Below are 13,518 nucleotides of genomic sequence, written 5' to 3' on the forward strand. Positions count from 1 at the left end.
ATAGATAGAGGGGACTTTCACCGGCTGACCAACAAAGATTTACCGGTAAAGCGGAATAAAAATCAAAGACTGTATAAAAAGATAGGCACGGTAGCAAAAAATAACGTCAAAGGACGCAGCATAGAGCAAAGACCTCAATGGATAAATGAACGGAAAGAAGCAGGACACTGGGAAATGGATTTGCTTGTCGGTAAAGGAACTACCTGCTTACAAGTCCTTACAGAGCGGGTAACGAGAAAAGAACTCATCTTTAAGATACCCAATAAGAAACAAGAAACAATTGTTCAAACATTTGATAGGCTTGAGATGCAGTATAAAGAGCGCTTTAACACAATATTTCACAGCATTACGATGGATAACGGGGTAGAGTTCTTAGATCAACAAGCTCCTGAAGCTTCATGTGTAAAAGAAGGTGAGAAAAGGACAACCTGCTATTACGCTCACCCTTATAGCTTATGGGAAAGGGGCAGTAATGAAAATGCCAATCGCCTTATTAGACGTTTTATCCCAAAAGGAGCAAACATTGATCAGTGCAGTGACCAACAAATCGAGGAGATTGAGCAGTGGATGAACAACTATCCAAGAAAACTATTTAACTATAAAACTGCCAATCAATGCTACCAGCACATGGCATAAAAAATTCCTTTTTTTGGGCAATACCTCTTGCAATTTTTAGTTTCAGAACAGCTATTTGTGTGGTAATTGACTAATTTCAGTCTATATGATATAACTTTTGCGCATGTTTTGTTATTTAAAATCACCTTTTAGAATGGAAGGAGCAGATAATGTCTGGACACAGTAAATGGGCGACTATTAAGCACGCAAAAGGGGCAGCTGACGCAAAGCGCGGGCAGATGTTTACAAAGTTTATCAAAGAAATTTCCATTGCTGCACGTATGGGCGGCGGCGATCCGAATGGCAACCCTCGGCTGAGAACCGCAATTTTGAAAGCTCGTGCAGCTAATATGCCGAAGGATAATATTGAGCGGGCAATTAAAAAGGGTACCGGTGAATTAGGCGGTGCAAGCTATGAAGAACTGCTGTATGAAGGCTATGCTCCGGGCGGCGTAGCGGTGCTTGTAGAAGTCCTTACTGACAATAAGAACAGAGCAGCAGCTAATGTCCGTAATTTATTTTCTAAAAACGGCGGAAATCTCGGCGCTACCGGCTCGGTTGCCTATATGTTTAACCGTAAGGGTGTGATTGAATACGATGCCGAAGTGGTAAGCGAAGAAAAGCTGATGGATGAAGCCTTGGAAGCAGGCGCTGAAGATATTCAGTCAGATGCGGGTATTCTCACTGTTACAACAGATCCCAATGACTTTGCTTCTGTACTTGAGGGGTTGCAAGAAAAAGGTTTTGAATCAGTATCGGCAGAAATTTCCATGGTTCCGGCAACCTATATGAGTCTTGATGCAGAAACTGTCCGCAAAGTGCTCAAAATGGTTGAACGGCTGGAAGAAGATGATGATGTACAAAATGTGTACACCAACCTCGATATTCCTGATGATTTTGATCCGGAAGCATAATATTTTCCATTTCTTTTCTTGATCGCTGATATGGAGGGATTGTTCCATATTCTATGAATGAGCGATTCTGAAGTATCAGACAGTGTGCCGTATATATTATCTGTATATACGGTATTTTTTTGCCTCCTATTTGTGCTGGTTTTTTCTATACGCAACCGCAGGGGAAATATTTACTCTTTATACTGCATATTCCTATTGAATAAGAGCATTGAAATCACTATACTGGGAAAATGAAGCGTCGATTTTCTATCACACATATATACTTTCCTCACATAAGCTATCCGGTATATGCGGATTTACATATATAGTTGGTATAGAAAATAAGGCATACATTATAAGGGAGTCTCTAAAAACCGCAATTTTAGAGCTTTTCATTGATTTTAATTAAGGAAAGAAATTATGAACAAAGAATTTTTGCCCTACGATACCATCCGCAATGATGGATTTAAGCTGGCGCACAGAATTTGGGAAGATGGATTTATTCCTGATATAATTTATGTTTCGCTTCGGGGCGGGTCATCTCTGGGAAATGCTATCCATGAATGGTTTAAGCTGAAGAATAAAGACAGCCGCCCTATCTTGTATGCCGCTGTTGTTGCTCACTCCTATTCTGATACTAATGAGCAAACTAAAATGATGATTGACGGGTGGACATATTCTCCGGCGCATTTACGGAGCGGTGACAGGATTTTATTGGTGGATGATATTTTTGATAGCGGTGCAACGATCAATTATCTTGTGTCGGAATTTTTGGAGAAAGGGATCCCGCGGCGAGACATCAAAATTGCAGTACATGATTATAAAGTATTTCATAACAAAGAAGTAACAGAGCCTATTCAACCCGATTATTGGTGCCGTAAGCATGATATTCATTCTGATAAAGATATTCAATGGATTCATTATTTGAGTCATGAGTTGACCGGCTTAACACCGGAAGAATTGGAAAAATATTATTATACGCCTTATCCTGAACTGCGTGAAATATTTAAAGGTATTTTATAATTAAACCTATTCGGAAACTTTCGTTTCTGAACAGGTTACTTTGAACTGCGATGTTCTAAATCGTGCTATTTCTGCGATTTAGAACTTGTTGGTCTGTTCGGCAACTCAATTACCGAACAGGTCTGTTCCATACTACGGTCTTTGCAGGTATACGCTGAAGTATAAAACAGTACTGCAGTACGGTGTCTTAAGATCAGAGCTGTGCATGAGGAGTATTCTTCAAAGGAGTTTTATCATTAAACGGTCGTTGTTTATTATTTGCTTTTTTGTATCTATTTTTTCTCTTTCTGCTGCTGATGCACTGACTTTTTATGTCGATTCAACGGTAAAGAAGGCTCGGCAAACCGGAAGCGAGGAAAGTCCGTTTTCTTCTGTTGCACAAGCTGTTGATGCCGGGTATAAGGCAAAGCGAGGGAAAGGGGGCGCGCAAATAAGCAGCAAGCCTGTCTCTATTATTTTGTGTTCCGATGTTTATATTGATGAAGCGTTGCTTATTACTTTTCCGCTCAAAATATCCGGTATTGAAAATCCGACAATACGCTTTGGTGACAATGCCGGATTTGTTGCAGCACGGACAACATTAGAAATAAACGGATGCACGCTTACACGGTCGGAATATTTTACCGAGCCGCGTACTGTTCCCATTCTTTATAGCTCACGTAGTACGATTAAACTTAATGGAGTTTCTTTGACGGTAAAGGAAGGAGGCGATGCTGTTATTCTCCGCGGCGGTCAGTTTACCTGTACCGATACCGTAATGACATCTGAACAGAATGCCCAAGCTGTGTTGGTACGGGCGCAGCAAAGCACAATAACGGTATCGGATTCTACTTTTTCTGCCGCGGGGCTTGCAGCTCTCTGTTTTGATCTGAAAAATACACGCGCGGCCTTTACAAAAACAACCTGTACCGTACTTCCGCAGTATACCGGTACGATTGCTGAACTGAAAAACTCAAGGATAAAGCTGCAAGAAATGCAGTGTTCATACAGCTCACCGGTGTTTGAACTGGGCGATGCCGCTTTTGCTGCAGATGCAACTTCAAAACTTGAGGGAGAGGATGCCTTGTCGTTGTTCGGATTTTCGGAAGTGCTTATCGAGAAATAGTAGGAAGGATTGCTGCTGATATGTTGTTGTGCGGAATTGATGAAGCCGGGCGGGGAGCATTGGCTGGACCTGTGTATGCAGCAGCTGTGATTCTTCCTGATGCGTTTGATGCATCAATATTAAATGATTCAAAAAAACTATCGCCGCAAAAACGGGAAAAAGCACGGGCTGCGATTCTTGAACATGCCCTCTTTTGGCATATTGCATGGGCTTCTCAGGAGCAAATAGATACGCTTAATATCCTACAGGCAACGCTCATTGCGATGAAGGAAGCTTTCGAACAGGTTTTTATGCGCTACGCAGCTCACATACCGCGTGATACGCTCAAAGTTATTGTTGATGGTAATCAGGCTCCCGCTCTTCACGGTGATTTTGAGCTTTGTGCGAAACCTCATGCTGATGAGCTTTATCCTTGTGTTATGGCTGCTTCTATTTTAGCAAAAACAGAACGGGACCGCTGTATGATGGAATATCACAAGCTCTACCCGCACTATCGTTATGATCTTCACAAGGGGTACGGGACTGTTCTACATCGTGCTCTCTTGGAGCAATATGGTCCATCTCCCATTCAGCGGCATAGTTTTAAAGTGAAAAATACCTCATCCGGTGCTATTTTCCCGGAGGGGAGATAAATATCCCAGAAGGATATATCAAATTCTGCAGAATAAAGGAACTTCCGAGGCTGTTAAGGCTGCCGTACAGTGATCGTATAGTTGCAGCATGATGGAGAGATATACTGCAGTTCAGCCGCATTAAAAGTTTTAAGACCTTGAATGAGGACAAGACCGATGATGCAGCAATCGAATAGCAGCTTAAATTAGAAACTGACATCAGTGCATAAAAAACGGCAAAAAGGCACTCCATTCACGGAACCGGATTGCTTCTTCGATATGCGCTGCCGCAATAAACTCCTCCTGTGCGAGGTCTGCAATGGTACGGGCTATTTTGAGAATAGCGTGGCTGCCTCTGCCTGAAAGTTCTTTTTTTTCTGCTGTTTTGACAAAGATGCGCTCGGCTTCTGCTGTTAATGGACACAGTACTGCCAAAGCTGCCGGTGTCAAGTGTGCATTTTTATACGATAAAGGGGTGCCGTGTACCGGAGCCGCCGAACCGATACTGTAATCCGTTCCGGCATTCACGAGAGGTGTATCGGTAGGGAAACCAGCTGGCGAAGGTGCTGCTGCTCTGCCGGCATCTTTGCAAAGATACGTGCGATACCGTTCCTTTTGCACGGAATCGGAGGCAGCAACGGCAGCCCGCAGTTGAACTGTGCTATAGGATGGACTGTGCGGCAGCTCATACGACTGGGGCGGAAACACCGGTATTCTCAAATCTATCCGGTCTATCAGCGGGGCGGTGAGTTTTTTCCAGTACTGTTCTACAACCGCCGGCATACACGTACACACCTTACCGTCAGCCCCAAGATTACCGCAGGGGCATGAGTTCAGCGCCATCAAGAGTTGAAACCGCGCGGGAAAAGTTGTAGAACGGCCTGCCCGGCTCAAGGTAACCGTACCTGTTTCCAGCGGCGCACGGAGTGTCTGCAGTACCGTCTGCTTGAATTGCACTGCTTCATCCAAAAAGAGCGTCCCACCATGCGCAAGAGAAATTTCACCGGGCATACACCGCCCCGCTCCGCCTATCATCCCTTCCAGGCTTGCATTCGGATGGGGCATTCTAAACGGCGGACGTTTGATACGCACATCATGGTTCCGGCTGCGCGGCAGCAGTCCTGCAATGCTGTAAATATGGGTAACCTCCTCAGCTGTTTTAGGGTCAAGATCGGGAAGAAGGCTTGCAAACCGCTGCATTGACAGTGTTTTACCGCAGCCGGGCGGTCCGTATGCAAGGACGCTGTGTCCGCCGGCAGCAGCGATGTGCAGCGCCCGTACCAGCTCCTGCTGCCCCACAACTTCCTCAAAAAATCCGCCGGTACCCGTATTTGCCGCAGCGTCCGCCGGAGTAGGCTCCGACCATACAGCAGGGGGAAGCGGCACGGGGCTTCTACCGCAGCCGGAACCTCGCCGTGCCAATGCTGACAAGGCATATCCGGCAGCGGTCTCACCGGTTGCGCCAGAGCGGACATCAGTTTCACCAGTCGCGATCGTTCCTTCACCCGCCCTGATACTTCCTTCTATCGTGTATAAACAGTCCAAAGCCTCCTGCAAGGTCTCAATCCCAAAGATATGCACACCTTCCTGAATACGGGCTTCCGCTTCATTTTCTTTTGGTACAATAAAATAGGCAATGCCGGCTGCCGTTCCGGAGATCATAGCACCCAAGACACCGCGTACCGGACGTACCCGTCCTGAAAGTTCAAGCTCCCCGATAACCATCACCGGCTCTTCAAGCGCGCAATCCGCCTGTAAAACAGAAAGCGCAATCGGCAAATCAAACCCGCTGCCTTCCTTCCGTTGATCCGCAGGACTTAAATTGATCAATATCCGCTCTTGGGGGAAGCTGAGTCCGGAATTTCCAATAGCAGCACGCATCCGCTCTCGAGCTTCCTTTACTGCCGATCCCGGCAGCCCCACAATGTCTACAATCGGCAAACCCCGCCGTAAATCGGCTTCAACCTTGATAATTTCTCCTTCATACCCAAAAGAAGCAAAACTCATAATCGTCATGTGTTATTCTCCCGCTCCGGGGGATAGTGGAATGCTGAGCCAGGCGAAGCAGCTGTTCAAGAATAGACCTATTCGATAACTGCGTTTTCGAATAGGTCGACGAGTTCTAAATCGCGCAAATAAGCACGATTTAGAACATCGCATTTCAAGGTAACCTGTTCGGAAACGGAAGTTTCCGAACAGGTTTAATAACCGGCTCATATATAAAACCTGCTCGAAAACTGACCTTTCTGAACGGGTCTATTCGCTTCCCCCAATTCATCTAAAAGATATATAGCCGTTCAATACGCTTTTGGCTAAAAACAAGAGAAAAAAATCAACATCCCCGGCGGCCTATACATTGTAAGCGCGATTTTTTAGCAGAGCATTTGTTTAGCAGTTCACTTTTTTTCTCTTTTTTGCTATTTTTATGGTATGGGAATGCTCAAGCTTTATATCGATTATTTTAAGCGCAAATTGAAAAATCTGCGGAAACCTAAAAAAGAAATTCCAATTGATTTTGAGGAAATTGTTGAAGAACAGTGGCAAGCTGATTTTTCCCGCCCGGAAACCTGCCGATTCACAACCGAAACAGGGGACGGCTATACAGCTGCCTTTCTGCCGCCGAAAGATGGGCAAAAAGCAGGAATCAAGGTTGAAGCCCAGCGGAAACACCTCTATGCGTGGACGGTTAATCAGGTATTTCGATATAAAGATGTTATTATCGAAGCAGATATTACCCTGCCGAACCGCGGCGGATTAGCTGCTGATGCGGCACACCAAGCCGATAAGACGCACCAAAGCGATGCTGAACAGCCTGAGCAGCAGAAAGCGGGCAGTTTTGCAGGGGGGCTGCTCTTCCGCTACATCAGTCAAAGTACCTTTTATGCGCTGATGGTATCCGATGCAGGTTGGGTGCGCCTTGATGCAGTAGTCAACAGTACCCCGATGCCGATTTTGGGCTGGGTTAAAATTCCGGAGCTGAACACTTCGGAAACAAAACCGCAGGACAGCTGCTATTCGGTCAAAATCATTGCCAATAATACTACGATAACCATCATCATCAATGGTCATTGGATTGCCTGCTGTGAAGATGATACCATTCAAGCAGCAGGAAAGATTGCCTTTGCAGTGCAAAACTGGGAAACGTACCCGCAAGCAGCGGTATTATTATCCCGCTTTGCGCTGGATTCTTTCCCGATGACAGTAGAAAACACCTATACGGAAGCCAACGACTTTGCCGCAGTACCGCCTGAAGCACGGATCAGCCTTGCAAAAACGCTCTATGCTATGGGCCGTTATGTTCCCGCGCTGCTGCAGTTGAGAGCGGCGGCACGGCTGCGGGATCCGGAAGAAGCAGACCGTATACTTGCAGGACGCATTTACTTTGCACAACGACTGCTTACCGAAGCGGAAACGGAATTTCAGACGGTATTGGCAGCAAATCCATCCAACGAAGAAGCTCTCACTGAATTAGGAGGCATTTACTATCGAGATGAACGGTATGCAGACCTACAACAGCTATTAGCAAAAGTTCCGCAATCCCTCATGCAGCGCTCAGCCTTTTTATCCAATATAGAAGGACATCTTTTCCATGCGCTCGGCAAACACAGCGAAGCAGCGCAATCATATAGCCGTGCCTTTCAGCTTGAACCGGCACAAGGCTTGTTCAGTCTGCATCAAGCAAATGAACTCTACAACTGCGGAAACAAACCGGAAGCGGTAGAAGCATACATACAAGCAGCCCGAGTTTTTTTACAGCAGGAAGCATACGCAGACCTTTCGGAAGTTATCACCATTTTAGAGCGGATTGCACCCGATAACCTCAAAACCATCTCGCTTGCCGGAAAATATGCATATACCCGCGGTGATTACGATACGGCACTGCTCAAATTAAAAGCAGTTTGTAAAAAAGGGTCGGAAGATTCCTCTGACTGGTACTTGTACGGACTGCTATTAAAAACTGAGCAGCCGAAAGAAGCGGTAAAGGCGCTTAAAAAAGCCTGCGCACTTGAACCTGAGTACGGATTGTATCAATTCCGGTTGGCGGAAGCCCTCTATTTAACCGGCGGACGGTATAAGCCCGTCCTCGAAAAAGCTCTTGCTGCAGACCCCGGAAACGGCTGGGTGCATAACCTTTGTGCATTGGCAGCCCTTGATGAAGGAGATATACCGCAAGCCGAAGCAGCAATGACCGAGGCACGGCGGATTCTCCCTGACGAAATAGCCCTATTGGTAAATTATCTTGAAATACAGCGTCAAAAAGGAAAGCTCGCAGACTGCCTCCCGCTCTTTGATATTGAAGGAGGAACCGCCGACCTGACCGTAGAACGGAACCGGGCTGCGGCTTTCCATGCACTTGCGAATGCCTTTGCCGATGACGGAGCATACGAACAAGCCCAGCCGTGGTATTACAAGGCGCTTAAGCTCGATCCTAAAAACCCGGAGCTATTAACCGATAAAGCTGAAAATGATTATGCCCTCTTCCTGCTCAATGAGGCTGATGACGGCTTGGTAAAAGCCTTAGATATTGAGCCTTCTGCACGGATTTATCAGCTCATTGCTGCGATTGCCGTTCAAAAAGGAGATTATGCCCGAGCAGAGGTTACGCTGAGGACAGGAATCGAATCCTTTGCCGATAATGCTGATCTCCGCTATGATTTAGTCTGCCTCTACCGGAATACCAAACGGCTTGAACAAGCCCGGACACAGCTGACTGAATTACAGCACTATGAAGATTCAGAGCGGGTTGAAGCATTGACACAGGCACTGGGAGCTGGAATGCATACCGCTACAACATTGGCTGATTCACCCCTCGATGATTCGGGGAAAAAAGCCGCGGTGGAAAACCCTGATGCGGAAACCCCTCTAGAAACACAGCCCAGCAAATCGGGAACTGCTGATACGAAAGGTGCTGGTACGAAAACAGCTGATTCAGAAGAGGAAACTCAGGAAGCGCAGAAAACTCAGGTAAGCAGAGAATCAGCATCGAGAAAAAAGGCAGCACCGCGGAAAAAGGCTCCATCAGATAAAAAATGAACCTTATTGTACAGCCTCCCGCCTTCCGCGGAAGCATAACGGCACCGCCTTCTAAAAGCTATACGATGCGAGCCTTACTCTGCGCATCCCTCAGCCGGAAAACCTCTGTTATTACAGCACCGCTTATGAGCGCTGACACCTTCAGTGCGATACAGGCGTTGCGGCAGTTAGGTGTGAGGATTGAAGAAATCCCCGGTAAACTGGCGGCGCTCAAGATTACCCCGCCCGCTGCCGGTCTTTTGTCCTTTCCTGCCGCAACACTCGATCTTGGTAACTCAGGTTCGCTGCTCTACTTTCTTGGTATGATTCTTGCAGCTGGTACCGCGCCCATCACCCTCACCGGCGATGAATCCTTGCGGAGCCGCCCCGTAGAGCCGCTCCTTACCGTATATCGGCAAGGGGGTATTTCCTGTTCGGCGGCACAGATTAAGAACGATACACGCGGTATGGAAGTTCCGCCGCTTCGCTTTTGCGGTCAGCTTCCGGCACAGACATACCAGCTCACCGGTCCCTTTTCGCAACCGGTTACCGGACTCCTCCTTGCAGCACCTCTTTTAAAAGGTGATACCCGTATTGTGTTTACCCATGCAGGAGAGCGCCCCTATCTTAAAATGACCTGCAACTGGCTTAGGACAGCAGGAATCAGCCTTTCATACAGCGAAAAGAGCTTTAATGCCGATACGTGTGTATTTGAAATTACCGGGCAGCAGCAATACCGTCCCTTTGCGGCAACAGTACCGGGGGACTGGTCGTCCGCCCTCTTCCCCATCGCCGCGGCAGTCATCTGCAACGCAGAACTATGCATTACCAATGTTGATCCGGCGGATAGCCAAGGAGATTTTCAGGCAGTAAAGATTTTGCAAGCGATGGGGGCAGATATCCGCTGTGATACAGAGCGCCGCACGGTCTCGGTTTTTCCCCGCTCCCGTACCCTACAGGGCGGACGATTCGACTGTGCCGACATCCCCGATGCAGTTCCCATACTCGCCGCAGCGGCGCTCTTTTGTTCAGGGCAAACCTACCTTACCAATGCCGGTGTATGCCGCTTTAAAGAATGCGACCGCCTCCATGCCACCGCGGAAGAATTGGCAAAATTCGGCGCGCGTATCGAAGAAGGCAGTGATTTTCTCCGCATAGATGGAATCGGAGGTGTAGGCGGAACCGGATGCGCAGACAGCAGCAGGGATGGCGGTACATACAAACTCCATCCCGCCTGTGTACACAGCCGCAACGATCACCGCATTGCGATGATGCTTGCCGTTGCAGCAAGCGGCATTGCCCGGCAGTTACCGCATACGCATCCCCCCTGCGAATGCTCGGTTGTCGAAGATTTTGATTGCGTAGCGGTATCATACCCGCAGTTTATCGCCGATATGAATAGAGCCGGAGCTGGGTTCCGCATCGCTGATACACACGAGAGCTTCTGCAAAAAATACAGGTAGATTTTTAGAGATACACATCAGTTAATAGCTGTACACAAAAACTATTTCAGCGCTGCTTCCATTGGAACATTCACCTGAAAATTGCTTGACAGCGCTTTATTGCAGAGGTTATAATTGATCTGTTATTCCCTAGCTTATTTTGAAAAGGAGGTTCTCCATGACACATAGCCTATCATTCGCTCACGAGCCTCTTTTCCATACCCCCACCCCATTAAATCATTATATAGAAAAGACTTATACAATTTAATTTTTTTATTCTCTCTTTTTCGATATGTCAGATATGTGCACGGGATTCTATATGAGTATCCCCGTGCCGGACGTCTCTTTTTGCACTATATCGTTGAGCCTATTAAGCGGACTACCGCTGCATATCAGGCAGCTAAGCGGATTTCTTTCAAACTCAGTCAAACGCTACAGCTCCATCACACACACCGCTGCTGCAAACACAAACCGGAAAACGGCAAGAAGTTTACAGCAATTAAATGGACATCTGCAAAAAAACTAATCATGCTTTTTTGCAGATGCACAAATATTTTATTCATTTCATTTATTATGGAGGAAAAAATGAAATTCTTAAGACAATCATCGCTGCTTCGATTATGTACTGTTATCAGTATGATGATGATGATCGGTATTGCCGGTTGTAAGCCCAAAGTCGCTCCGGCGGCAGTGTATTACACGATTACCTTGAAGGTCTCCGGTGCGGAGGGCGGCACGCTAAAAGCAATGATTAATCACAAACCGGTTGAAACGGGTTCTGAAACTAACATACCGGTATTGTCGGGAACAAAGATATCGCTGACGGCACACCCCCGTGAAGGATACAAAATAGAAGGGTGGACGGGTGTAACGGTAGGGACCGGAGCTGCAACCGCAGAAATAGTGATAACAAAAGACAGCTCGGTTACCATCAAATTTATCAAAAAACCTGCAGGCGGCGGTTCACCTAATCCATCAACCCCCAATCAACCGCAAACCCAGAATCCGTCTGATCAAACTCAAGAATATACCGTTACATTCAGTGTGAAGGACAACACCGGCGGCACGCTCACCGCAACAGCGGGCAGTAAGACTTTAACAAGTAACGAGAAAGTGAAAGCCGGTACAAAAGTACGGTTTACCGCAAACCCGAAGAGTGCAGACGGTTATACGATCGGCGCATGGACCGGTATTGATGCAGCAGCCGGAACAGGCGCTGTTGAACTGATTATCACACAAGATGTCAACGTTACCGTTGCCTTCGTGAAAATAACACGGTATGGAACTATTACATTTGGTGCAAGCGAAGGCGGTTCGATTTCCGCAAAGGTTGAAGGAGATACAGATAATCTCCAGTCCGGCGGCAAAGCGCCCTACGGTTCTTCCGTTACCTTTACAGCCATACCGGAGGATGGCTATGTATTTGACCGCTGGGAAGGGCTTACCGATACCCCAAGCGAGGGGACTGCAACCTATACGGTAACCGGCGACCGGTATGTAAAGGCGTATTTTAAAAATGCGGCCTTGCCGTATTTGGCAGTAAATGAGCATGGAAGGCTTTTTTATAAAGGAGATGCATCCCGGAAAAATGAAATACTAAAAGGACGAATCGTTATTCCTGAAAGTATGTATGGGGTACCGGTTACCACTATCGTAGGATATACCTTTTCCAATTGTACCGAACTAACAGAAGTCGTGATTCCTCGAACCGTAATAACAATTGAACAATCTATGTGCCAAGGATGCACAAAGCTGAAGAAAGTTACCCTGCAAGGTGGAGCCGCAAATGCATTAACAACTATCGGTGAAAATGCATTCTATGGCTGTTATTCATTGGAAGAAGTTCGGTTACCAAAAAATGTTAGATGTATTGATAGTCAAGCATTTGATAATTGCCGCTCTTTAAGCATATATCTTCCTAGAACGATAGAGACAATTTGGGGTTCTGCATTTGGTAGGAAAGCAAAAGAGTCTAATTATGATAGCTGTGTAAAAATGGTATATGTTCCATCAGAATACCGTTCTTATATAGGAGGGCTCATTGATAAAGGGATTGGCGACTGTTGTTATTTTCCTGGTGAAAAAATGAAAGAATACGACGACACTAAGCCAATCCCGTAAGGATGAGGGAATTTTTTCAGGAGGTATTTTTATGAATACGTACAAACTGGTCGTCCAGACCATTCAAAACGGAAAGATTACCGGAAACGCGAGTTTATCGGTAGGCGCCAACTCCACGATGGAAGCGCGTCAAAAATTTATGGCATCGCATCCGCCGACGGCTACGAAGAAGTATAAGATAGTTGCGTGTGCAAAGCAGTAGTCTCCTTTTGCAAATATACGGCGCATCTGCGTTGTCGCTACGCCGAAATAAATGCTCAACGTACAGCAAGTACGCCTCCGCTTTATTTCGGCTAGGCTCCTAGCATCTGCATCGTCTATTTGCAAAAGGCTAACGGCAAAAAGACTTTTTTTAAATATGCGGGCATCTACTTCGTTATTTCACAAAAATTAGTCCTCGACGTATCAGAACCGCCACGGATGGCGGTTGTTCTATTCAGTAGCACGTTTGCAATGCAAACGTGTAGGTCAAGAATGTACAGGGATGTACATTCTTGACCGTGCCTGCGGTTAATTTGTGCTCGCGCCTCGTATCTACAGGACGGACACGGATGTCCGTGGTTTTATGCAGCAGCGATGTTTTTGCAGCGCAAAAACTCGCGTCCAGAAGTGTACACGGATGTACACTTCTGGACAGGCTATTTGCAAAAGGCTAACGGAGAGATGCAAAGTGCAATAAAAATAATAGGCAATCT

The 13,518-nt window shown here is 46.6% G+C and carries 10 protein-coding genes; 9 read left to right on the forward strand and 1 reads right to left on the reverse strand.

Translation table 11 applies throughout. From position 1 onward, the window contains the following. From ACTTJ8_RS09975 to ACTTJ8_RS09995, 5 genes are all read left to right on the forward strand, one after another. A partial coding sequence (locus ACTTJ8_RS09975; protein WP_442721087.1) for an IS30 family transposase occupies nt 1-636 on the forward strand: 636 nt, incomplete at its 5' end. Nucleotides 637-785: 149 nt separating this feature from the next. Beyond that, the gene (locus ACTTJ8_RS09980; RefSeq protein WP_442719572.1) at nt 786-1,529 is read left to right on the forward strand and encodes a YebC/PmpR family DNA-binding transcriptional regulator; all 744 of its coding nucleotides are present in this window, start codon (nt 786-788) and stop codon (nt 1,527-1,529) included. A 399-nt stretch (nt 1,530-1,928) separates the two neighbouring features. Next, entirely contained in the window at nt 1,929-2,531 is a 603-nt protein-coding gene (locus ACTTJ8_RS09985; protein WP_442721088.1) for a phosphoribosyltransferase, read from the forward strand. A gap of 205 nt (nt 2,532-2,736) precedes the next feature. Continuing rightward, entirely contained in the window at nt 2,737-3,636 is a 900-nt protein-coding gene (locus ACTTJ8_RS09990; protein WP_442721089.1) for a hypothetical protein, read from the forward strand. Between the two features lie 23 nt (nt 3,637-3,659). Next, nucleotides 3,660-4,268 carry a ribonuclease HII gene (locus tag ACTTJ8_RS09995; RefSeq protein ID WP_442721092.1) on the forward strand — a complete coding sequence of 203 codons (609 nt, stop codon included), beginning with the start codon at nt 3,660-3,662 and terminating at the stop codon, nt 4,266-4,268. 198 nt (nt 4,269-4,466) lie between these two features. On the opposite strand, the gene ACTTJ8_RS10000 is transcribed toward ACTTJ8_RS09995, so the two are convergent. Further along, complete coding sequence (locus ACTTJ8_RS10000; RefSeq protein ID WP_442721090.1) at nt 4,467-6,263, reverse strand: YifB family Mg chelatase-like AAA ATPase; 1,797 nt, start codon at nt 6,261-6,263, stop codon at nt 4,467-4,469. A gap of 420 nt (nt 6,264-6,683) precedes the next feature. On the opposite strand from ACTTJ8_RS10000, the gene ACTTJ8_RS10005 reads away from it, so the two are divergent. The 4 genes from ACTTJ8_RS10005 to ACTTJ8_RS10020 all read left to right on the forward strand — a co-directional run bounded on the left by ACTTJ8_RS10005 (nt 6,684) and on the right by ACTTJ8_RS10020 (nt 13,025). After that, on the forward strand, nt 6,684-9,281 hold the full coding sequence (locus ACTTJ8_RS10005) for a tetratricopeptide repeat protein (RefSeq protein ID WP_442721091.1): 2,598 nt from the start codon (nt 6,684-6,686) through the stop codon (nt 9,279-9,281). Then, nucleotides 9,278-10,723 (forward strand): 3-phosphoshikimate 1-carboxyvinyltransferase, encoded by a 1,446-nt coding sequence (gene aroA, locus ACTTJ8_RS10010; protein ID WP_442719488.1) that lies wholly within the window; start codon nt 9,278-9,280, stop codon nt 10,721-10,723. Before ACTTJ8_RS10005 ends, aroA begins: the two co-directional genes overlap by 4 nt. Nucleotides 10,724-11,287: 564 nt before the next feature. Further along, the gene (locus tag ACTTJ8_RS10015; protein ID WP_442719487.1) at nt 11,288-12,823 is read left to right on the forward strand and encodes a leucine-rich repeat protein; all 1,536 of its coding nucleotides are present in this window, start codon (nt 11,288-11,290) and stop codon (nt 12,821-12,823) included. Nucleotides 12,824-12,854: 31 nt separating this feature from the next. Next, on the forward strand, nt 12,855-13,025 hold the full coding sequence (locus ACTTJ8_RS10020) for a hypothetical protein (protein ID WP_315450273.1): 171 nt from the start codon (nt 12,855-12,857) through the stop codon (nt 13,023-13,025). Nucleotides 13,026-13,518: the final 493 nt, after the last annotated feature.

It is taken from the genome of Treponema sp. (genome assembly GCF_052169735.1).
Classification (GTDB): domain Bacteria; phylum Spirochaetota; class Spirochaetia; order Treponematales; family Treponemataceae; genus Treponema.

Coding starts and splice junctions, on each gene's coding strand:
- ACTTJ8_RS09980 (WP_442719572.1), top strand. CDS start 786: ATGTCTGGACACAGTAAATGGGCGACTATTAAGCACGCAAAAGGGGCA.
- ACTTJ8_RS09985 (WP_442721088.1), top strand. CDS start 1,929: ATGAACAAAGAATTTTTGCCCTACGATACCATCCGCAATGATGGATTT.
- ACTTJ8_RS09990 (WP_442721089.1), top strand. CDS start 2,737: ATGAGGAGTATTCTTCAAAGGAGTTTTATCATTAAACGGTCGTTGTTT.
- ACTTJ8_RS10000 (WP_442721090.1), bottom strand. CDS start 6,263: ATGACGATTATGAGTTTTGCTTCTTTTGGGTATGAAGGAGAAATTATC.
- ACTTJ8_RS10005 (WP_442721091.1), top strand. CDS start 6,684: ATGCTCAAGCTTTATATCGATTATTTTAAGCGCAAATTGAAAAATCTG.
- aroA (WP_442719488.1), top strand. CDS start 9,278: ATGAACCTTATTGTACAGCCTCCCGCCTTCCGCGGAAGCATAACGGCA.
- ACTTJ8_RS10015 (WP_442719487.1), top strand. CDS start 11,288: ATGAAATTCTTAAGACAATCATCGCTGCTTCGATTATGTACTGTTATC.
- ACTTJ8_RS10020 (WP_315450273.1), top strand. CDS start 12,855: ATGAATACGTACAAACTGGTCGTCCAGACCATTCAAAACGGAAAGATT.